Annotated in this window: 16 protein-coding genes; 4 read left to right on the forward strand and 12 right to left on the reverse strand. The window is 47.0% G+C overall.

Annotated features, from left to right (window positions below):
- Positions 1–243 precede the first annotated feature (243 nt).
- The 6 genes from metE to deoR form a co-directional block, all read right to left on the reverse strand.
- Positions 244–2,541: a 5-methyltetrahydropteroyltriglutamate--homocysteine S-methyltransferase gene (gene metE, locus NFR98_RS10430; protein WP_251460114.1), complete on the reverse strand. Its 2,298-nt coding sequence runs from the start codon at positions 2,539–2,541 to the stop codon at positions 244–246.
- Between the two features lie 329 nt (positions 2,542–2,870).
- Positions 2,871–3,263, reverse strand: coding sequence for a cytidine deaminase (locus tag NFR98_RS10435; RefSeq protein ID WP_017552288.1), 393 nt, complete (start codon positions 3,261–3,263; stop codon positions 2,871–2,873).
- Between the two features lie 70 nt (positions 3,264–3,333).
- The gene (gene deoC, locus NFR98_RS10440) at positions 3,334–3,981 is read right to left on the reverse strand and encodes a deoxyribose-phosphate aldolase (RefSeq protein ID WP_014096979.1); all 648 of its coding nucleotides are present in this window, start codon (positions 3,979–3,981) and stop codon (positions 3,334–3,336) included.
- A gap of 26 nt (positions 3,982–4,007) precedes the next feature.
- The gene (locus tag NFR98_RS10445) at positions 4,008–5,309 is read right to left on the reverse strand and encodes a pyrimidine-nucleoside phosphorylase (RefSeq protein ID WP_061087300.1); all 1,302 of its coding nucleotides are present in this window, start codon (positions 5,307–5,309) and stop codon (positions 4,008–4,010) included.
- Between the two features lie 18 nt (positions 5,310–5,327).
- Positions 5,328–6,521, reverse strand: coding sequence for a phosphopentomutase (locus NFR98_RS10450; RefSeq protein ID WP_017552286.1), 1,194 nt, complete (start codon positions 6,519–6,521; stop codon positions 5,328–5,330).
- A 453-nt stretch (positions 6,522–6,974) separates the two neighbouring features.
- Complete coding sequence (gene deoR, locus NFR98_RS10455) at positions 6,975–7,928, reverse strand: DNA-binding transcriptional repressor DeoR (RefSeq protein ID WP_017552285.1); 954 nt, start codon at positions 7,926–7,928, stop codon at positions 6,975–6,977.
- A gap of 321 nt (positions 7,929–8,249) precedes the next feature.
- Here deoR and deoD point away from each other — a divergent pair, with 321 nt between their 5' ends.
- From deoD to NFR98_RS10470, 3 genes are all read left to right on the forward strand, one after another.
- Positions 8,250–8,951, forward strand: a complete 702-nt coding sequence (gene deoD / locus NFR98_RS10460; protein WP_017552284.1) for a purine-nucleoside phosphorylase — start codon at positions 8,250–8,252, stop codon at positions 8,949–8,951.
- 317 nt (positions 8,952–9,268) lie between these two features.
- Positions 9,269–10,468, forward strand: a complete 1,200-nt coding sequence (locus NFR98_RS10465) for a nucleoside transporter C-terminal domain-containing protein (RefSeq protein ID WP_061087301.1) — start codon at positions 9,269–9,271, stop codon at positions 10,466–10,468.
- 336 nt (positions 10,469–10,804) lie between these two features.
- Complete coding sequence (locus tag NFR98_RS10470) at positions 10,805–12,127, forward strand: NCS2 family permease (protein ID WP_017552281.1); 1,323 nt, start codon at positions 10,805–10,807, stop codon at positions 12,125–12,127.
- Between the two features lie 330 nt (positions 12,128–12,457).
- Here NFR98_RS10470 and pcp read toward each other — a convergent pair whose 3' ends face one another.
- From pcp to pxpB, 6 genes are all read right to left on the reverse strand, one after another.
- Positions 12,458–13,105 carry a pyroglutamyl-peptidase I gene (pcp, locus tag NFR98_RS10475; RefSeq protein WP_026683893.1) on the reverse strand — a complete coding sequence of 216 codons (648 nt, stop codon included), beginning with the start codon at positions 13,103–13,105 and terminating at the stop codon, positions 12,458–12,460.
- Positions 13,106–13,195: 90 nt separating this feature from the next.
- Entirely contained in the window at positions 13,196–14,149 is a 954-nt protein-coding gene (locus NFR98_RS10480; protein WP_026683892.1) for a DUF979 domain-containing protein, read from the reverse strand.
- A complete protein-coding gene (locus tag NFR98_RS10485) occupies positions 14,146–14,835 on the reverse strand; it encodes a DUF969 domain-containing protein (RefSeq protein WP_026683891.1) in 690 nt (229 codons plus the stop codon). Before NFR98_RS10485 ends, NFR98_RS10480 begins: the two co-directional genes overlap by 4 nt.
- Before the next feature lie 545 nt (positions 14,836–15,380).
- Complete coding sequence (gene pxpA, locus NFR98_RS10490; RefSeq protein ID WP_026683890.1) at positions 15,381–16,148, reverse strand: 5-oxoprolinase subunit PpxA; 768 nt, start codon at positions 16,146–16,148, stop codon at positions 15,381–15,383.
- Complete coding sequence (locus NFR98_RS10495; protein ID WP_061087302.1) at positions 16,135–17,136, reverse strand: 5-oxoprolinase subunit C family protein; 1,002 nt, start codon at positions 17,134–17,136, stop codon at positions 16,135–16,137. Before NFR98_RS10495 ends, pxpA begins: the two co-directional genes overlap by 14 nt.
- Positions 17,133–17,840, reverse strand: coding sequence for a 5-oxoprolinase subunit PxpB (gene pxpB / locus NFR98_RS10500; protein WP_014096967.1), 708 nt, complete (start codon positions 17,838–17,840; stop codon positions 17,133–17,135). Before pxpB ends, NFR98_RS10495 begins: the two co-directional genes overlap by 4 nt.
- A 748-nt stretch (positions 17,841–18,588) precedes the next feature.
- Here pxpB and NFR98_RS10505 point away from each other — a divergent pair.
- Positions 18,589–19,794 (forward strand): MFS transporter, encoded by a 1,206-nt coding sequence (locus tag NFR98_RS10505; RefSeq protein WP_014096966.1) that lies wholly within the window; start codon positions 18,589–18,591, stop codon positions 19,792–19,794.
- Positions 19,795–19,796 lie beyond the last annotated feature (2 nt).

Raw genomic sequence — 19,796 nt, forward strand, 5'->3', positions numbered from 1 at the left:
TTATTGTTGTTGAAAACAGTGTTGCCAAGAGTTGATAAAATGACTCCTTCTTTTTACACAATTATACGGACTTAATCACATAGAGGGCGTCTACGTTAAGGAAGCGCGCAAAAATGGCCTTGTTCCTTCACATAGAGGGCGTCTACGTTAAGCAAGCATGAAAAATTGGCCTTGTTCCTTAACATAGAGCATGTCTATTTTAAAAAAGGATATGAGCCAATGGTGGCCCATATCCTTTAGCTTTTACTTGAGCTGTAAATGTTTTTCCCTGACTTCTTTCGTCGCTTGGACAAGATTTTTAAGTGCAGGAATCGTTTCTTCCGGTTTTCTTGTTTTCAGGCCGCAGTCAGGATTGATCCAGAATAATTTAGGATCAATCACTCGAAGCGCACGTTCAATGCTCGTCTTGATTTCCTCCACACTTGGTATTCTGGGGCTGTGAATGTCATAGACACCGAGGCCGATCCCTTTGTCATACTCATGGTCTTCAAAGGTGGAAATGATTTCCCCATGGCTTCTGGCAGCCTCAATTGAAATCACATCAGCATCCAATTGATCGATGGCATCAATGATTTCATCAAATTCTGAATAACACATATGCGTATGAATTTGTGTGCTATGATCCACATAGCTGGTTGCCAAGCGGAAAGCATAAACAGCATCATGAAGATACTTTCCTTTTTTCTCCTCTTTTAATGGTAACCCTTCGCGAATCGCGGGTTCATCTACTTGAATCATCCGAATATCATTTTCCTCAAGGGCATGAATTTCTTTTTTCAAGGCAAGCGCAATCTGTTTGAAGACATCAAATTGACTGATATCATTTCGAACGAATGACCAATTGTAAATCGTAACAGGGCCGGTGAGCATGCCTTTGACCGGTCGTGTTGTCAGACTTTGGGCATAGGTGCTTTCTTTTACGGTCATTGGAGCCTCCAGATCAACATCGCCAAAAATAATCGGCGGCTTGACACATCTGGAACCATACGATTGAACCCAGGCAAAACGGGTAAAAGCGAAGCCGCGAAGTTTTTCACCAAAATATTCGACCATGTCATTCCGCTCAAATTCACCATGGACGAGCACATCGATGTCCAAGTCTTCCTGAATTTTAATCCATTTTGCGATATTTTGCTGAATGAATTGTTCATATTGGCTTTCCGTCCATTCGCCCTTGCGCCATTTTTGTCTTGCTGAACGAATCTCTTTGGTTTGCGGCAGACTGCCAATTGTTGTCGTCGGCAGAAGCGGCAGTTTCCACTTCTTTTCTTGAATCGCTTGCCGCTCAGAAAATGGCAACGGCCGTTTTGGCATGTCATCCCCAAGCGATTGAATTTCTTTTTTAATTGAATCAATGTTTCGATGCGATGAGTGATTTAATGCCTGTATCGCTTCGTTGCTTTCTTTTATTTCTTCAAGGATGGCATCGCGCCCTTCATTCACGCCTTTTACAAGTGCCACGACTTCTTTCAGTTTTTCATCCGCAAAACTGATCGCATTTTTTAAAACTGGCTCCAGTTCGCTTTCTTGGCGGACCGTGACGGGAACATGCTGTAAACTGCAGGATGGCTGAATCCAAAGCCGTTCCTGATCCACAAAATGGAGGAGATCATTTACTTGTTGTAACGCTTCATCAAGATCGGTGCGCCAAATATTCCGGCCATCCACCACTCCCGCAGCAAGTACTTTATCTTCCGGGAATCCGTATTTTTCAAGTGATGCAAGATTAGCACCGTCATCATATACAAAATCAAGACCAATCCCTTGGACAGGGAGAGCTGCCACGTCCTGATAATGATCAACAGATTCAAAGTACGTTTGAAGTAAAAGATTTAAATTGGGAACAGCTTGATGAAAAGCTTCGTATGTTTCTTTGAAGTAGCCAAGCTCTTTCTTGTCAAGCGTTGTGGAAAGAATGGGTTCATCGACTTGAACCCATGTCGCTCCCGCTGTTTGAAGATCGGTAAAGACTTCAATATAAAGCGGGATAAGGGCGCGCAAAAGATTCGGAAAGTCCTTCTTTTCAAACCCCTTTGATAGTTTTAACAAGGTAACAGGGCCCACAATAACCGGCTTTCCATCGATATTCAGCTCTTTCTTCGCTTCAAGATAAAGATTGAGCAAACGATTTTCAGTAATATAAGGGGTAGTGCCGGCGTTTATTTCCGGGACGATGTAATGGTAATTGGTATTAAACCATTTTGTCATCTCGGAAGCGACCGCATTAGAATTGCCGCGGGCTATACTAAAATATGTATCTAAGCTGACAGCGCCGTTTGTATGGTGAAACCGTTCAGGGATCAGGCCGAAAAGAACAGCAGTATCCAGAATGTGATCATATAAGCTAAAATCACCGATTGGAATCAGATCGATACCGCTATTTTTTTGCTTTTCCAAATAACTTAAGCGCAATTCCTTTACCCGTTTTAAAAACGCTTCTTCAGAAAGCGTTTTTGCCCAAAATTGCTCGAGCGCCTTTTTCCATTCCCTTTTTTCTCCGATTCTGGGGTAACCTAAGTTGGAACTTTTTACTTTTGACACATCGTTCTCCTCCTTGTTCGTGACCCTGTATAAGGGGTTCCGCTGCGAAGTTATGGAAAAATACCGAAGTTATGAAAAATACTGAAGTTATGTTTCTTATTGTATACAGGCTGGTGCCTGAATGCAAGGAAAAATTGGATTCGGTGAATACGTCGGGGGATTATTTTCGAGGGGAAATCGTTCGAAATGCCATCTTAAACGGTAAAACCGTACGAATTATCTTTATGCATTCCAAATAGGCGCGGGAATCCGCTGCATATAAGCGCATGCTGGTCCCGCATATCGCCGCACAAAAACAGGCAGCAAGAATTTTGCTGCCTGTTTTCGGCTTACATATCATCTTTGGAAAACGCGCCGGGGAGGAGTTCTCCGACGGTGGTTAGCCGCCTGTCGCCTTTTGTGTTCACGAGCAGGACCGGCATATCTTTCTCGCAAAATTCGCTCATCACTTGGCGGCATGCCCCGCATGGCACAATGGGTTCATCCGTATCTCCGGCGATGACCATGTATTGAAATTCCCTTTCCCCTTCAGATACCGCTTTAAAAATAGCCGTTCTTTCCGCACAGTTGGATAATCCGTATGATGCATTTTCAATATTGCATCCTAAATATTCCTTCCCGCTTTTTGTAACAAGACAGGAGCCAACCTCAAAGTGGGAATAAGGAACATAGGCGGCTTTACGAATTTCAATGGCATCTTTGACCCATTTTTCAACATCCATGTCTCGCACTCCCTTTCTTATTCGCTTACAATTTGCACCGATCCAGCTCTTTGAACGAGCGAATCCCCGATTACGATTCGCTCACAATTTTTACGCCGGAGCTGGCCCCGATTCTTGTTGCGCCGGCTTCAATCATGGCTTCCGCTTCTGCTTTTGTATGGATTCCGCCTGAAGCCTTGACACCGGCTTTGTCCCCGACTGTTTGCCGCATCAGTTTTACATCCTCTATCGTGGCGCCGCCTGTTGAAAATCCGGTTGACGTTTTTACGAAATGGGCGCCTGCCTTGACAGCCAGTCTGCAAGCCAGTTCTTTCTCTTCGTTTGTCAATAAGCAGGTCTCGATAATGACTTTGACCAATTTTCCTTGTGCCGCTTCCACGACCGCACGGATATCCGCCTCAACGGCTTCTATATCTCCGCTTTTTAATGCACCGATATTGATGACCATATCAATTTCATCCGCGCCGTCCTCGATTGCTTTTTTCGTTTCAAAGGCTTTTGTCTCGGACGTTGTGGCGCCAAGCGGGAAGCCAATGACGGTGCAGACTTTCACGCCTGTTCCAGCCAGCTCTTTGGCAGCCAATTTTACCCAGTAAGGATGAATGCAGACAGATGCAAAATGATATTGTGCAGCTTCTGCTGTTAAATTTAAAATGTCTTTTTCGGTTGCTTCTGGTTTTAATAAGGTATGATCAATATACGCTGCAAGGTTCGTCATAAAATTTCCCCTTTCAATAGGATCGATTATTCTGTAATGATTTTATGAATCAGTTTCGGTTCCTCACCGTGATCGGAGATGGTGATATTGTCGTATATTTTTTCTTTTACTTCTTCGACTGCTTCCCGGTTTGCATAAATCGTGGCGAGCGGTTCTCCGGCTTCTACCCGATCCCCGACTTTTTTCCGCAAAACGATTCCTACTGCAAAATCAATTTTATCTTCTTTCGTGGCGCGTCCTGCCCCCAGCATCATTGCCGCAACCCCGATCTGGTCTGCAACCATTTTGGAAACGTACCCGGAAGTTTTTGCCGGGAGATCGATCGCATATTTCGCTTGCGGCAGTTTTTCCGGATGGTCAATCACAGAAGGATCCCCGCCCTGGTTGGCGACAAATTTTTTAAACTTTTCAAGACCGGCGCCATTCGCGATGGCTTCTTTCAGCATTTTCCTTGCTTCTTCCAATGTCGTCGCTTTTCCGGCAAGCACCACCATCTGGCTGCCGAGTGCAAGCACCAGTTCCGTCAAATCGTCAGGGCCCTCTCCTTTTAGCGTGTCGATGGCTTCTTTTACCTCGAGGGCATTCCCGATGGCATATCCGAGCGGCTGGGACATATCGGAAATCACGGCCATGGTTTTGCGGCCGACATGGTTGCCGATCCGGACCATTGTTTCAGCAAGGCGGATGGCATCTTCTTCTTTTTTCATAAAAGCACCGGCGCCTGTTGTGACATCTAAAACAATGGCATCTGCACCCGCAGCAATTTTTTTGCTCATGATTGAACTTGCAATCAGCGGAATGGAGTCCACCGTTGCAGTGACATCTCTTAGTGCGTACAGCTTTTTATCAGCAGGTGCCAGGTCGGCGGTTTGTCCGATAACGGCAACTTTTTCCCGGTTCACCAAATCAATAAACTGGTCTGTCGTAATTTCAACATGAAACCCTTGAATGGATTCCAGTTTGTCAATGGTACCGCCTGTATGCCCCAAGCCCCGGCCCGACATTTTTGCTACCGGGACGCCAAGTGCGGCTACAAGAGGGGCGAGGACAAGTGTTGTTGTGTCACCGACACCGCCGGTTGAATGTTTGTCTACTTTGATGCCGTGGATGGCAGACAGATCAAGCGTTTCCCCGGAATGGACCATCGCCATGGTCAGATCCGCAATTTCCCGATCTGACATATCCTTAAAATAGATGGCCATGGCCAGGGCGCTTGCCTGGTAATCAGGAATGGTGCCTTCTGTATACCCCTTCACAAAAAAGTTGATTTCTTCCGTTGCCAGTTCTCCGCCGTTCCGCTTTTTTTCAATAATGTCGATCATCCGCATGGCTCGTCACCTTTCTTTTCAGCGTAGTTCGTTCAAAAAGCTGGTCCCGATTTTAGGTGCACGGACACCGAAGTTCTCTGCGATCGTTGCGCCGAGATCGGCAAACGTCTGCCTTACAGGAAGGGCGCGACCTTCTTTAAAGCGCGGGGAGTAGACAAGCAGCGGCACGAATTCCCGTGTATGGTCCGTTCCTTTAAACGCCGGGTCGTTTCCGTGGTCAGCCGTAATAATCAGTAAATCTTCTTCCGACAGTTCCGGCAGCACTTCATCAAGCCGCTTGTCAAACGCTTCAATCGCTTGTCCGTAGCGGATCGGATCACGGCGGTGGCCGTATTTCGCGTCAAAATCGACAAGGTTCGTAAAACAGAGGCCGTGGAACGGTTTTTTCAGTTCGTCCACTAATTTATCCATGCCGTCCATATTGCTTTCGGTGTGGAATCCTTTTGTGATCCCGTGACCGCTGAATATGTCGTTGATTTTCCCGATGGCGATGGAATCCAGCCCGCTATCTTTGATAAAATCCATCACGGTTTCTTCCGTTGGTTCCAGCGTAAAGTCTTTCCGGTTGGACGTTCTTGTAAAATTATCGGCAGACGTTCCGACAAACGGCCTTGCAATGACGCGCCCGATCCGGTAAGGCTCATCAATCGTCAACTCTCGCGCATATGTGCAGATTTTGTACAATTCTTCAAGCGGAATGATTTCTTCATGGGCCGCAATCTGAAGTACAGAATCACCGGAAGTGTAAACGATCAGCTCTCCTGTTTCCATTTGTCTTTCACCGAACTGCTTAATGATTTCCGTGCCGCTTGCCGGTTTGTTCCAAAGCACTTTGCGGCCGCTGAAATCCTCGATTTTTTTTATCAATTCATCCGGAAAACCTTCTGGAAACGTGCGGAGTGGGCTCGTGACAGGAAGGCCCATCATTTCCCAGTGGCCATCCATGCTGTCTTTCCCTGCAGAAATCTCCTGCATTTTGGTGAAGAAAGCTTTCGGATGTTCCTGAACCGGTACCCCAACGAGCGGTTTTTCCGGACGGATATTGGACAATCCCATCGCTGCCATATTCGGGATGTTAAGCCCGTTCATTTTTTCGGCAATGTGGCCGAGTGTGTCGCATCCTTCATCGTCGTACTTTTTTGCATCGGGCGCTTCTCCTATTCCGACCGAATCCAGTACAATAATCGATACTCTTTTAAATTTTTCTGCCATTATTGTTCTCTCCTTTATGCCAAAACATAGTTTGAAGAATCACTTGCTTTCATGCTGGTCACTGCGCAGGTAGCCCGTTGTGAAACAGAAGGACAGCCACAGTGAAAGGTCTACCTGTAAAAACGGCTGGCCGGCAGGTAGCAAGGAAGCTCCGAAAAAACAGGTAAAAGTTTTCACCTGCTGTAATCGCTTCCTTTTGCCCCCATCATAGCCCTCTGTTTTTTCTTTGTCAATATCTGGGACACAGTGATATTGGGGATGCCTGTTTTTTCGCGCGTTGCGTCTATTCGACATTGGTTTCGCTAAAAAGTTGGCCGGTCTGGAACATTTGTCCAATTAGCATTCCTGTTTTTCCGTGAATTCAACGGGTGTGCTATATTGCCTGGCCATCACAACGGAGGAAACCGTTTTTTCCCACGCGTTCTTCTTTTACCGGAAATTGAAACCCTTATTTTATCCCTGTTCCATGCCCAGCAATTGTTTGGCGGTATGTTGATCGGTAATCAATACATTTGCATAGCCGGCTGTAAGTGCCGTGTGGGCAGGAAGGACTTTTCGCCTGCCACCCGCAACGAGGATGGACCATTCCTTTTTGCGCAGCTCCGCAAGTTCAATGCTCACCGTCCGCTTGTTAATCGTTGTGTCACATATTTCCCCGTTTCGGTCTATAAACCGTGAGCACACATCCCCGACAGCTTTTTCCATCAGTTTTTCTTTTTCCGCCTCAGTAAAATAACCAAGTTTAAACAGCAAGGCTTCTTCATCTGCAGCACCGACCGTAAAAATGGCTGCCTGGGCTTCCCTGCCTTTCTCGATAATTTTTTGGATGGATTGATCTTGCATGACGATCTCCATGGCTTCCGCCTTTTCAAACAACAGCGGCAACGGAAAATAGACAGGGAGCGTCTGCAGGGCATTGCCGAAAAGCATTAACGTTTCCCATGCGTACGTGTTTACATGCGAAAAACTTGTCCCGCCTTTTAACTGTACCACTTCTGCCCCTTTTACATGCATTTTCGGAAGTTTTGCCGCGACCTCATAGATGGTCGATCCCCAGCTGATGCCGATGCTCATGCCGTTTCGGATCAATCCGCTTACATATTCGGCCGCCCGAATGCTCACATAATGCAAGATGGTTGCCGGATCTGATGCAGGTGAAAACGCGACACAGGCTTCTTTCAGGTGATATTTTTCAGCCAATTGCTGCTCGAGTTGCTGCAAATCCACGAAAGGGTCCGCAATTTTGATTTGTACATATCCCTTTTCTCTCGCGTATTGTAGCAATCTGGAAACCGTCGGACGAGATATTTTTAAATGTTCAGATATTTGCTGCTGGCTGTAGTTTAGTTGATAATAGAGCTCTGCTACTTCAATGCTTAACTTGCTTTTCTCCATTTCTTTCTTCATCAGGTTCCCCTCCCCGGCCTGATACAAAAATGAGCACTTTGTATAAAATTTTTGTGGAAAATCGTGAAACGCGGCAGCACGGCTTGGAATGCAAACATGCAGCAGCTCTTTCTGCCTTTATTTTAACCGTTCTTCTTTACATTTGGCAATCGGGTTTGTGAAATTATTTTCATGTCTGCGTTTACAAACTTTCGCGAGCATGTTATATTGGCACTAGTATTCAACTTGGTTTGACCTTTTTTTCTCCCTTTTGTACAATTCAGACATGCTGCATCCGGTCATTTTGTACGGATGACAATTTCAGTAAAGGAGCATCATAAAATGAGCACACATATTGGCGCAAAACAAGGCGAGATTGCTGACACGATCCTGTTGCCGGGAGACCCGCTCAGGGCGAAGTATATTGCGGAAAATTTCCTTGAGAACGCAGTATGTTATAACGAAGTGAGAAATATGTTCGGATTTACGGGAACGTATAAAGGCAAAAAAGTATCGGTACAAGGCACAGGCATGGGCATTCCTTCGATTTCGATTTATATCACGGAACTGATGAAGGATTATGGAGTGCAAAATTTGATTCGGGTTGGGACATGCGGCGGCATTCAAAAAGATGTCAAAATCCGTGATGTCATTTTGGCCATGGGGGCATCGACCGACTCCCAAATCAACCGGAAAATTTTCGGTGCAATGGATTACGCACCGCTGGCAAATTTTGACTTGCTGAAAAGCGCATATGAAAGCGGCGTGGAAAAAGGATTGAATTTGAAAGCCGGCAATGTGTTCAGTGCGGATTTATTCTATGATGACTACGCCGAACACGAAAAATGGGCACAATACGGCATTTTGGCCGTTGAAATGGAAACTGCAGCCCTCTACACGCTGGCAGCCAAATATGGCAGAAAAGCACTGGCAATTTTAACGGTCAGCGACCACCTGTTAACAGGGGAAGCGACAAGTGCTGAAGAACGCCAGACCACATTCAATGACATGATCCGCGTTGCTTTAGATGCTGCTGTAAAGTAAGCAAAAAATGTTGCCGGCCGGTTTATCGGCCGGCTCTTCTTTTTCCCGGAATCCATTGCCCTCCCTGGTTTTTCTCCCCTTTCCTGTAAACTGAAAATTTAATCTTTGAAAATAATTTTATGTTTGCGTTTACAATTGTTCAATTCGGTGTTATATTCACTTTGTGAAACAGAACACAGCCACCATGTTTTTGTTTGAACTTTTTCCAAAAACATTTGAAGTTTCAGCATAAAAGGAAGTGTACAAACACACTTACGCCTCCATGTTGAAAGCTTCATAAACGTGTCGTTTATCTTAATGGAAAGAAGGTCTATGCCATGTTCGGATATTTGCTTCTCAACATCGTTGGCATTTTGGTATTTATTGGCGTCGCCTATTTATTATCTAAGGATAGAAAGCATATTCAATGGAAATCCATTTCTTTAATGGTTGTTCTCAATATTTTCCTGGCTTGGTTTTTAATCCGTTTTCCGGTGGGGCGCGCCATGGTACACGGGGCAGCATACGGTTTTAACTGGCTTGTGCAGACGGCTTACGACGGTATCGGGTTTGCCTTTTCAAGCTGGGTGCATGTCAAACAAATGGACTTTTTCGTCAGTGCGTTGCTTCCGATTTTGCTCGTCGTTCCTTTATTTGACATTTTAACTTATTTCAATGTATTGCCTTGGATCATCGGCAAACTCGGATGGATTTTGTCCAAAATTACTGGCCAGCCGAAATTCGAGTCGTTTTTCTCTATTGAAATGATGTTTTTGGGCAATACGGAAGCGTTGGCGGTTTCCAGCCTGCAAATTAAAAAGAACAGCCCGGAGCGGAATTTAACGCTGGCGATGATGTCGATGAGCTGTATTACCGCAGCCATTGTCGGGGCCTATACACAAATGGTGCCGGGGCAGTTTGTGCTCTCTGCCATTCCGCTCAATATCATCAACGCTATTATTGTTGTCAACATCTTAAACCCTGTAAAGATCGATCGGGATGAAGATAAAGTAGTGGAAGTCAAAAAAGAAGAAAAAGAACCTTTCTTTTCTTTCCTTGGCGACTCCATTCTGGCAGCGGGCAAATTGATTTTGATCATTGCCGCTTCTGTTATCGCATTTGTCGCACTTGCCGCATTGATTGACAAACTTCTGATGCTCATCGCACCTTGGCTGACAATGGAATCGATTTTGGGCATCATCTTGTTCCCATTCAGCTTTTTGCTCGGACTGCCGGCAGACCAGGCTTTCCAAATGGCACAATATATGGGGACGAAGCTGGTTACCAATGAGTTTGTTGTAATGGGTGAAATTGCGCCAAAAGTCAACACGTTCGCACCGCATTTCCGTGCCGTCCTTTGCACGTTCCTGATTTCTTTTGCGAACTTCTCGACACTGGGAATGGTGATCGGCGCGTTTAAAGATTTGTCGGACAAAGCAACTGTACACCATATTTCGAAAAATGCAGGCTATTTAATCCTTTCCGGTATCCTTGTCTCGCTTTTGAGCGCCGGCCTTGTCGGTTTGTTTGTATGGTGATAGGATGATCATGTGTAAAATTTTCCCTGAAACCAGGGGGCTTCGTTCCGGAAGAACAAATTTTAAAAACTCCGTGCACCCTTCCTGTTCGCGGATGGGGTGTACGGCTCTTTAGATGAGGTCTCCTTCTCTATCTGATACCTGGACAGATGGTGAAGAGATGTCGAAGGAGCCGCTCGTTTTCCGACTTGTTGCTGGCTTTTCATCTTTCTGCTGTTTGAAAAAACGGTTTCTGTCTGTTCATGCCGGCTGGAGGTGTAGCAAACATCCCGTTCTAAACAGGCAGGAATCGGCGGTTGCCAATAGAACATACAAATAAAAAGGGAATGAATCAAAATGTCTCATCACCAGTTCTATCATGATCGTACGCTGTCTTCCGGCCGGCCATCCTTATGGCAGGCCTTTTCTGATAAATCTATTATAAAAAGAGAAATCACGGCCGGGATGACCGGTTTTTTCGCCATTTCGTATATCATCATTGTCAATCCGATGATTTTGGCGGATGCCGGGATCCCCGTCAATTTAAGTGTATTTGCCACCATCCTGTCTTCTGTAGCAGGCTGCCTGATGATGGGGTTTTGGGCCAATGCCCCGATCATCCTAACGCCCGGAATGGGAGTCAATGCCTTTTTTACGTATACGATTGTCGTCAATATGGGATTGTCATGGCAACAAGCGCTTGCGATTTCCATGCTGGCCAGTGTGCTGTACATGCTCGTTGCTTTTACAAAACTGAGCACGGTGTTATCGGCTGCCATCCCGGCTGCCTTAAAAACCGGCATTACAGTCGGAATCGGGTTGTTTCTTGTTGAAATCGGGCTGGAAAAGGCGGCGCTGATCCAGCCGGGGAAAGCTTCCTTAATCGAGCTCGGCTCTCTCACCAATCCGAATGTCCTTCTTTTCTTGTTCGGCCTTTTTGTCAACTTGATGCTTTTTATCAAAAAAGTAAACGGCGGATTTTTGATTGGCATTGCAGTGACGGCGATTGCTGGCATCCTGTTTGGCATCCACGGCAGCCAGTCCGCGCATGTGTCCTTATCCGATTTTACGAGCTATGGCGCAATTGTTGGAAAAGGGGATTTCTCACACCTGTTTTCTCTCCCGTTTTTGCTCGCAGTCTTTTCCATGTCGATGATCCTCATTTTTGAGTCGATGGGCATGTTGGAGGGCATCCTCCCCGATAAAAGGAACTTTAAAAGGACTTTCGAAGGGAGTGCTACGACAAGCTTGATTTCGGGGATATTGGGCACAAGCCCGACCGTTGCCGCTGCAGAAAGCGCGGCCGGAATCGAAAGCGGCGGCAGAACGGGGATCATGGCGGTAACAGCCGGCATTCTGTTTGCCTTATCGCTTTTCTTTACGCCACTCTTGGGTTATATTCCGCAGGCTGCCATTGCGCCAATTATCGTCATTACCGGCGCCATCATGATGCAGCAGTTAAAAGACCTTCATTTCGATGATTTCAGCAGCTGGTTTCCGGCATTTTTGATCATCGTGCTGATCCCTTTTACATCCAGTATTTCTACCGGCCTTTCTTTTGGCTTTGTAGCTTGGCCCGTTCTGAAAATCCTGGAAGGGAAGGCAAAAACATTACACCCTGTGATGATCTTGTTAGGGGCTTTATTTCTGATCAACTTGATCTGCAGCGCTTTATTATAATAGGAAGAAAAGCGAAAAACCCGTCTGGAAATGAACTTTCCAGACGGGTTTTTTTGAGGGGTTTTGTGCCACCGGCGAATTTCTTTTTGCTTCATTGGCCCTGTGAAAGACGTTTCACGATACAGGCAACAGTCTTTTGTCCTTCATTACCTCGATGAAAGACATTCCGAGCCGCGAGCAAATCTGTTTTGTCCTTCATTGACTCTCTGAAGGACATTTCCGGACTCAACCAAACGCCTTTTGTCCTTCATAACCTCGATGAAAGACATCCCCAGCCACGGCCAACTCGGTTTTGTCCTTCATCCGCGCGGCTACAATTTTTCATATCCCTTAATGCAATGCACCGCCTGTTTCCACTAGATCTTTTTCAATCGTGGCGGAGACGAAAACTGCAATTTCAAGCGCTTTGACGATCATTTCAAGTGACATGCTCGGGGCACCTGTTTCGGTTGTTTGCTCCGGAATATAAGGCACGTGAATAAAACCGGCGCGGGCTGATATGTTGTTTTTTGCCAGATGGTGCATGACGCCGTAAAACAGGTGGTTACAGACAAATGTGCCTGCTGTGTTGGAGACAGCAGCCGGGATTCCCGCCTCCCGCAGCTGCCTCGTGATCGTTTTAATCGGCAGCGTTGACCAATAAGCCGCGGGGCCGTCCGCTTCAATCGGGACGTCAATGGGCTGATGATGCTGATTGTCCGGGATACGGGCATCATCAATATTAATCGCCACACGTTCCGGCGTGATTTGCGTGCGCCCGCCTGCCTGTCCCACACAAATGACAACATCGGGCTTTTCCCGTTCAATGGCCTCAGCAGCGGTCCGGATCGATTCGTGAAATACGGTCGGCACTTGCTGCGTGACGATGCGAATGCCTTCCATATTTTTTCCGTCCAATTGCTTTACCGCTTCCAGGGCAGGGTTTACTTTATCCCCGCCAAAAGGATCAAAACCGGTTAAGAGTACTTTTTTCTCCATTTTCCTCTCCTCCTTCATTAAAGTGCCATGATCTCTCATTTACTCACGAATAGGTATTGATTTACCCCATACCTCTAAATGGATCTCATCCTATTTGACTAACAGATACATCAATACGATGTTAAACGCAAGTGTCAGCAGCGCAGTTGGCACTTGTACACGGATGACATGGTTTTTATCTTTTAAATCCAATAGCGCAGCCGGCACAATATTAAAATTCGCTGCCATCGGGGTCATGAGCGTGCCACAGTAACCGGCGAACATCGAAAGGGCTGCAATCTGGTCCGCATTGGCACCGAACCGCTCGATCAAAAACGGAATCGCAATCCCGGCCGCCATCACCGGAAAAGCAGCGAACGCATTGCCCATAATCATCGTAAAAAGCGCCATCCCAACACAGAAAACGAACACGATCCAGAAAACCGAATTTTCCGGAATCACTTTTGTAATCAGGCCTGACACCACTGTGCCGACCCCTGCTTTTGTAAAAATGGTACCGAGTGTCGCCAGCATTTGCGGAAGGACAACAGCCCAGCCGATTGCTTCCAAAAGACGCCGTGATTCTTTAAACGTGGTTTGCGGACGGCTTTTTGTCAGCATCATTGCGGTAAGGATGGCAATGATACACGCCACTCCAAGCGCGACAAGCGTCGGATTGGATGGGTCCAGCAAAAGACGCGAGCCGATTTTCACATTGACAAGCAATTTTGAGCCCAATACGGTTAAAACCGGGATGAGTATTGCCGGCAGAAAAAGCCGGTTTCCCAATCGTTTGCGGCTTTTTTCCCGCTCATCCGCACCTGCCCCATTGTAGCTTCCCTTTTGCAGGCCGCCAAATGCCACAATCGCCACCATGGCAAGCACCATCAGCCCGGTGTAAAAAGGCGGAATCACTTTTCCAAACAAGAGCGTCACGGCGTAAATCAGGTAAAAAAGGCCGGACGGGATGCGCCTGCTGTTTGCTTGATCAAAAAAAGTGTAGACAGAGCAGAAAAAGCAAACGATTCCCATGATGATATAAATCCACTCAGTTGAGATGATCATTTTTTCACATCCTTGCTTCCGGTTTTTCCAAGCTTGCGGTCCAGTTTCCGGTCAAAGAGGCGGAGCCGGATGGAATGGACGATAAATACGAATATGGCTGTCGGCAACCCCCAAAGCGCCATCGAAATCGGATCCGCTTTAATGCCGTTTTGGTCAAAAAATCCTTTCATTAAAAGAATGGCGCCGACCGCAACAAAGATATCTTCTCCGAAAAACAGGCCGATATTGTCGGCAGCTGCCGCTTGGGCACGAATTTCTTCTCTGTCTTCTTCCGGTACATCACCGTATTTTGCTTCTGCCGCCCCTTCAGCCATCGGTGCGATGAGCGGCCGCACTGTTTGCGGATGTCCGCCCAGGCTGTTCAGACCGAGCGCCGCGGCAATTTCGCGGATCAGCAGGTAAAATGTCAGAATTTTACCGGCCGTTGCTGCTTTGATTTTGGAAACGAGGTGTTTCGCCTGTTCCTGTAATCCGCTTCTTTCCAGAAGGCCGATCACCGGTAAGGTAATAATTAAGATGGACATATAGCGGTTTGTTGTAAAAGCTTCCCCGAATTGCGTAATCAGTTGTTTCAGCGGGAGACCCGCGATCAATCCGGTGACAAGACCCGAAACGGTCACAACGACCAGCGGGTTAAATCTGAGTGCAAATCCAATAATAATCAGTGCGACACCGATCAATACCATACCCGTTCACTCCTTTTCTATATACAGATAACCCCCGCCCGTACTTTTTGTTTTTAAATAAAATAAACATCATTTCGCAGCTCTGTCACCTGCTTGTAAAAAATAGTCATCATGCAAATTGGTGCTCGGGCTTGATGTAAAAACTTAAGTTCATTTTATATAAATCTTCAAGGCGGGGGAATTCACGCGTTATATGGGGAATGTAAATTTCAACGATTATTTGTTAAACCAATCAGGCATATGCCGTTGTGCTGCTTGTTTTCTGTTGGTGGGCTTATCCCGGTTGGCCCTGGTTTTACGAGGGAAAGTTGTGCATTTTCAACGCTTAGTTCATCCATCCATTGCCAATTTAACAGAATTTTAGGTGGGGAGGTTGCGAATTTTCACTCCCTGCAGACTCACAAATATATAGGTATAGGCCAGTCGTTATGAGATTAAGCCTAGGTCACGGGGAGACTGCGATTTTACAGCATAAACTGTTGTGCTGCTTCTCCCGTTACAGCGGGGTGGCGGCCGGAATTCCAGTTGGCGCCACCCTGTTTATATCAGCTCAAATGGCTGATTTTTTCGATCTTGATGCCTTCCTGTTCAAGCGACTGCCGGATAAATGCCGCGAAATGAAGCGCCTGTCTGCCGTCGCCGTGGATACAGATTGTATCAGCACGGACACTCACATCTTCACCTTGCACAGAGGTGACCGCGCCTTCTTTGATCATCCGGATCACCTGTTTTGCCGCCGTTTCACGGTCTTCAATCAAGGCATTCGGTTCACGCCGCGGTGTCAAAGCGCCGTCTTGTTGATAAGTCCGGTCGGCAAAAACTTCGCTCGCCGTCTTTAAGCCGGCTTTTTCCCCGGCTTTTACAAGTTCCGAGCCGGCAAGCCCGAATAAAATGAGGTCGGGGCTGACATCATAGACCGCCTTCGCAATGGCTTCGGCGAGTCCCGTATCTTTGGCTGCCATATTGTAAAGTGCGCCGTGCGGTTTTACATGCCGGACGGTGCTTCCTTCTGCTTTTGCAAACGCAGCAAGGGCACCGATCTGGTAGACGGTCATGTCATAAGCCTCTTGCGGGGAAATCTGTATATTCCGGCGCCCGAACCCCATCAGATCCGGAAGCCCGGGGTGCGCGCCGATCCCAACCCCTTTTTCAGCCGCCATCCGGACCGTTTTCCGCATCACAGTAGGATCACCGGCGTGAAAACCGCACGCAATATTTGCGGAAGTGATCAAATCCAGTATTTCTTCATCTTTCCCAATGGTATAGGCACCAAAACTTTCGCCCATATCACAGTTCAGATCAATGCTCGGCATGTGTGCCCCTCCTTTTCGCCTGGTAGGCAATCGTTCCCTTCAACATGCGAATTTGTTTTTCTCTTTCTATATAAAGCAACTGTGCTTCCTGCAACGTTATTTTTTTAAACCGGAGCTCATCCCCCGGCTTCAGCTGGGCTAATAGCGGCAAATCCACAGAAGCAACCTGGGCGATTTTCGGATATCCCCCTGTCGTTTGCCGGTCTGCCAACAGGACAATCGGCTCCCCGCCGGACGGCACCTGAATAGTCCCGAAGCTGACACTTTCAGATAACATCTCCTGCGCCGCTTTTACCGTCAGTTTCGGACCTTCGAGGCGGTACCCCATCCGGTCGGAATTTTGCGAAAGGCGGTATGATTCACGGAAAAACGTTTCAATACTTTCTGCGGTAAATAAGTCCTCGTGGCGGCCCGGAACGACCCGGATCGTTGGAGATGAACCATAATCCGGTAGTATGTTTTTCGAAACAGACCAAGCTGAGTGGTATTCAAGAGATGCGGTCAGCTGCCTGGACACTTCCCCGGGGGTCCCCGTTTCAAGCACATCGCCCGCCTGGAGTGCCCGGCCGTTGAAACCGCCTATCTTCGCACGCAAGTAGGTTGACTTGCTTTTCAGCATTTCCGGAACGGATATCCCGCCGGAAACCGCCAAATAGACGCGGCAACCGGTCCCGTCCTGCCTGAGTCTGAGTTCACTGCCGCTTTTCACTTTCATGGGCCGCCATAGCCCGACCGGTTTTCCGTCTAAAACAGCATGGAACCCGCTGCCGCAAATGGCAATCAATGTATCGTTCTGAAACTCCAGCACCGGCCCTGTGAGCGTAATTTCCAGTGTGGCTTCATTTTCCGGATTACCGGCAAGCAAGTTTGCGACTCTGTGGGCAAAAGCATCCATTGCCCCGCTTTGGACAACCCCGTATTTTTGGTAGCCGGACCGCCCGAGATCCTGCACCGTTGTCAGCATGCCCGGTTTGATAATTTTAATCATGATGGCATCTTCTCCAGTTCCCGGTATTCTTCAAGGCTCACCGGCCGGAAGCGGATTTTGTCGCCCGCTTGAAGGAGGCTTGGCCCATCCCGATCCGGCCGGAACAGTTTGACGGGAGTCCGACCGATGATTTGCCAACCACCCGGTGTTTCGATCGGATAAATCCCGGTTTGTTTTCCGGCGATTCCAACCGATCTTTCCGGAATTTTGAGCCGCGGCGTTTTTTTCCTGGGCGCTGCAATTTTTTCAGGCATGCCGCCGATATAAGGAAAACCGGGTGCGAATCCGATCATGTATACGGTGTAGTCGCCGGAAGCATGGATCCGGATCACTTCTTCTGGCGTAAGGTCGTTGATGCGGGCAACATTTTCGAGATCCGGCCCGAATTCGCCGCCGTAGCATACCGGGATATCGACTGTGCGCGGTTCCGGGATGAATGCAGGCTGTGCTTTTTCAAGAAGCCGGGTGAAATAGCGGGATACATATCTGTAGGGATATTCGCCAAATTTTGCATAAACTTTGAATGGGTCATACAGAACGGTGACAGTTGTGTAGGCGGGAATATATTCAATCATCCACGCAGGCGCCGCATTTTCGATTAATGAAACGATCGCCCGGACTTTCCTGTGGTTTGCAAGGTTGATTTCTTTCCCTGCTTCAATCAGGATTGCGCCGTCGCCTTCCGGAAACAATTGAAAATCCATATAGACGCCTCCATCCTCGTATTCATTTAAAGATTATTATCATATAATAACAAATGTTTTCTATTTTGTCACTGGAAAAAACCTGTCCGGCAATGCACACCGTTTCGTTTTGATTTGCCGCAAAGAAATAATAGCAGTTGGCAGCTTTAACGATCCCATTGCTTGAATCACACGACTGTATCCGTTTTCAATATCGTTTGTTAAAAATGCATCTTGAATCCAATACGGGAAGTTTGCAGATTGAATAGACGTGCTGATCGGGTTTTGTCCTACGAGAATGCTATTTTAAGATAATTTGGGAAAATCTTTCTATTTTTAACAATTCACTTTGTAAACTTTTATATTTTTAAATATACACCGGAATAAAAAGATAAGGCAACAATTGTGTATGTTTCGTTTCCCGCCATGTTGAAGCAGCGGGCTGCATGCCTTGTTCTGAACATGCACTGTTGTTCGGATGGCGCTGCGTTAAAAATGCACGAGGACTGCTATCCTGCGTTCTCTGCTGCATAGGCGTCTGGGCTGAAAAATTGCGCCGGTAGATTTTCAGACTTTTATGCGTGCTGCATTCTTTGCAGCATGGTGGTGCGCGGGGCACCCTATAGCGTGCATCATGTCAGGTGTAAGATGCGGAGGGACGTGAACGGCTCCCTTTATTTCTGGTATAGAAACACATTGAATATTTTTGCTAAAACGTTCTATAATGAAGTTACCTGCTTTTTACGTTAGAAACGAGGGGGTACTTCCTTTGGATAAACCGAAATTGTGGACGAAAGACTTTATTATGATTTCTTCCACAAATTTTTTTACGCACGTTGTATTTTATTTGTTAATGACCAGTATTGCCATGTACGTCATAACCGCCTACCATGCAAGTCAGGGAATGGCAGGGCTTGCAGCAGGAATATTCGTGCTGGCTTCACTCATTGCACGGTTATTTGCCGGGAAATATCTCGACAAAATCGGCCGCAAGCAGATGCTGGTCGGCGGATTAATTGTTTTTCTGGCTGTGATGTTGCTTCATTTTAAAGCTGATAGTCTCCTATATTTGATGGTCTTGCGTTTTATCCAGGGAGCGATGCACGGCGTGATTACGACAGCCGCCGGCGCCATTGTCGCGGATATCATCCCAAATGAACGGCGCGGAGAGGGTACTGGCTATTATGCGACAAGTATGAATTTGGCGATGGCTATCGGGCCGTTTTTAGGGATTCTGATTACCCGATTTGCCGATTTTCATATGATCGTGCTCGTGTCAAGCATCATTGCGTTCATTGATCTGATTTCTGGCATTTTGTTATCCGTTCCAAAACCGGCTGCTGGCCATGCAAAAGTTACGGAAATGGCTCGTTTTAAAGTAATAGATTACTTCGAACCGGCTGCCGTGCCGATTTCAGGTGCGGTTTTTGCCGTTACGCTTGCCTATTCCAGTGTGCTATCTTTCTTATCTTTGTATGCAAAGGACATTGGACTAACCGGCGCCGCCACTTATTTTTTCCTTGTTTATGCAGCAGCGCTCGTCATCACAAGGCCTTTTACAGGCAGATGGTTTGATGAACGCGGGGCAAATGTTGTCGTTTACCCGCTGTTTATTTTGTTAATTGCCGGTTTCGTCCTGCTCAGCCAGGCGCACAGCGGATGGATGCTGCTTACAGCCGGGGCTTTGATCGGGATCGGTTACGGCACCGTACAGTCCAGCTTCCAGGCAATTGCCATTCAGCTTTCGCCACCAAACCGGAAAGCACTAGCAACTTCGACGTTTTTCATTTTTCTTGACCTGGCAAGCGGATCCGGTCCTTATCTTTTAGGAACAGTTGCCGGTTTGATGGATTTCCGGATGCTGTATCTTGCGGTTTCGGGCTGGGTTGTCCTGTGTATTGCCGTTTATTATGCCGTCCATGGGAGAAGAGCAGCAGCCGGCAAAAACAAAACAGCAGCAGAAAGCAAATTTTAACA

It is taken from the genome of Weizmannia agrestimuris (assembly GCF_943193165.1).
GTDB lineage: Bacteria > Bacillota > Bacilli > Bacillales > Bacillaceae_C > Weizmannia > Weizmannia faecalis.

What these genes read in the sequence shown, in the direction of transcription:
- NFR98_RS10435 (WP_017552288.1), bottom strand. Translation starts at nt 3,263, where the DNA reads ATGGATGTTGAAAAATGGGTCAAAGATGCCATTGAAATTCGTAAAGCC.
- NFR98_RS10495 (WP_061087302.1), bottom strand. Translation starts at nt 17,136, where the DNA reads ATGATTAAAATTATCAAACCGGGCATGCTGACAACGGTGCAGGATCTC.
- deoD (WP_017552284.1), top strand. Translation starts at nt 8,250, where the DNA reads ATGAGCACACATATTGGCGCAAAACAAGGCGAGATTGCTGACACGATC.
- NFR98_RS10445 (WP_061087300.1), bottom strand. Translation starts at nt 5,309, where the DNA reads ATGCGGATGATCGACATTATTGAAAAAAAGCGGAACGGCGGAGAACTG.
- deoC (WP_014096979.1), bottom strand. Translation starts at nt 3,981, where the DNA reads ATGACGAACCTTGCAGCGTATATTGATCATACCTTATTAAAACCAGAA.
- pxpB (WP_014096967.1), bottom strand. Translation starts at nt 17,840, where the DNA reads ATGGATTTTCAATTGTTTCCGGAAGGCGACGGCGCAATCCTGATTGAA.
- NFR98_RS10485 (WP_026683891.1), bottom strand. Translation starts at nt 14,835, where the DNA reads ATGGTATTGATCGGTGTCGCACTGATTATTATTGGATTTGCACTCAGA.
- NFR98_RS10480 (WP_026683892.1), bottom strand. Translation starts at nt 14,149, where the DNA reads ATGATCATCTCAACTGAGTGGATTTATATCATCATGGGAATCGTTTGC.
- deoR (WP_017552285.1), bottom strand. Translation starts at nt 7,928, where the DNA reads ATGAAGAAAGAAATGGAGAAAAGCAAGTTAAGCATTGAAGTAGCAGAG.
- pcp (WP_026683893.1), bottom strand. Translation starts at nt 13,105, where the DNA reads ATGGAGAAAAAAGTACTCTTAACCGGTTTTGATCCTTTTGGCGGGGAT.
- NFR98_RS10450 (WP_017552286.1), bottom strand. Translation starts at nt 6,521, where the DNA reads ATGGCAGAAAAATTTAAAAGAGTATCGATTATTGTACTGGATTCGGTC.
- NFR98_RS10470 (WP_017552281.1), top strand. Translation starts at nt 10,805, where the DNA reads ATGTCTCATCACCAGTTCTATCATGATCGTACGCTGTCTTCCGGCCGG.
- pxpA (WP_026683890.1), bottom strand. Translation starts at nt 16,148, where the DNA reads ATGCCGAGCATTGATCTGAACTGTGATATGGGCGAAAGTTTTGGTGCC.
- NFR98_RS10465 (WP_061087301.1), top strand. Translation starts at nt 9,269, where the DNA reads ATGTTCGGATATTTGCTTCTCAACATCGTTGGCATTTTGGTATTTATT.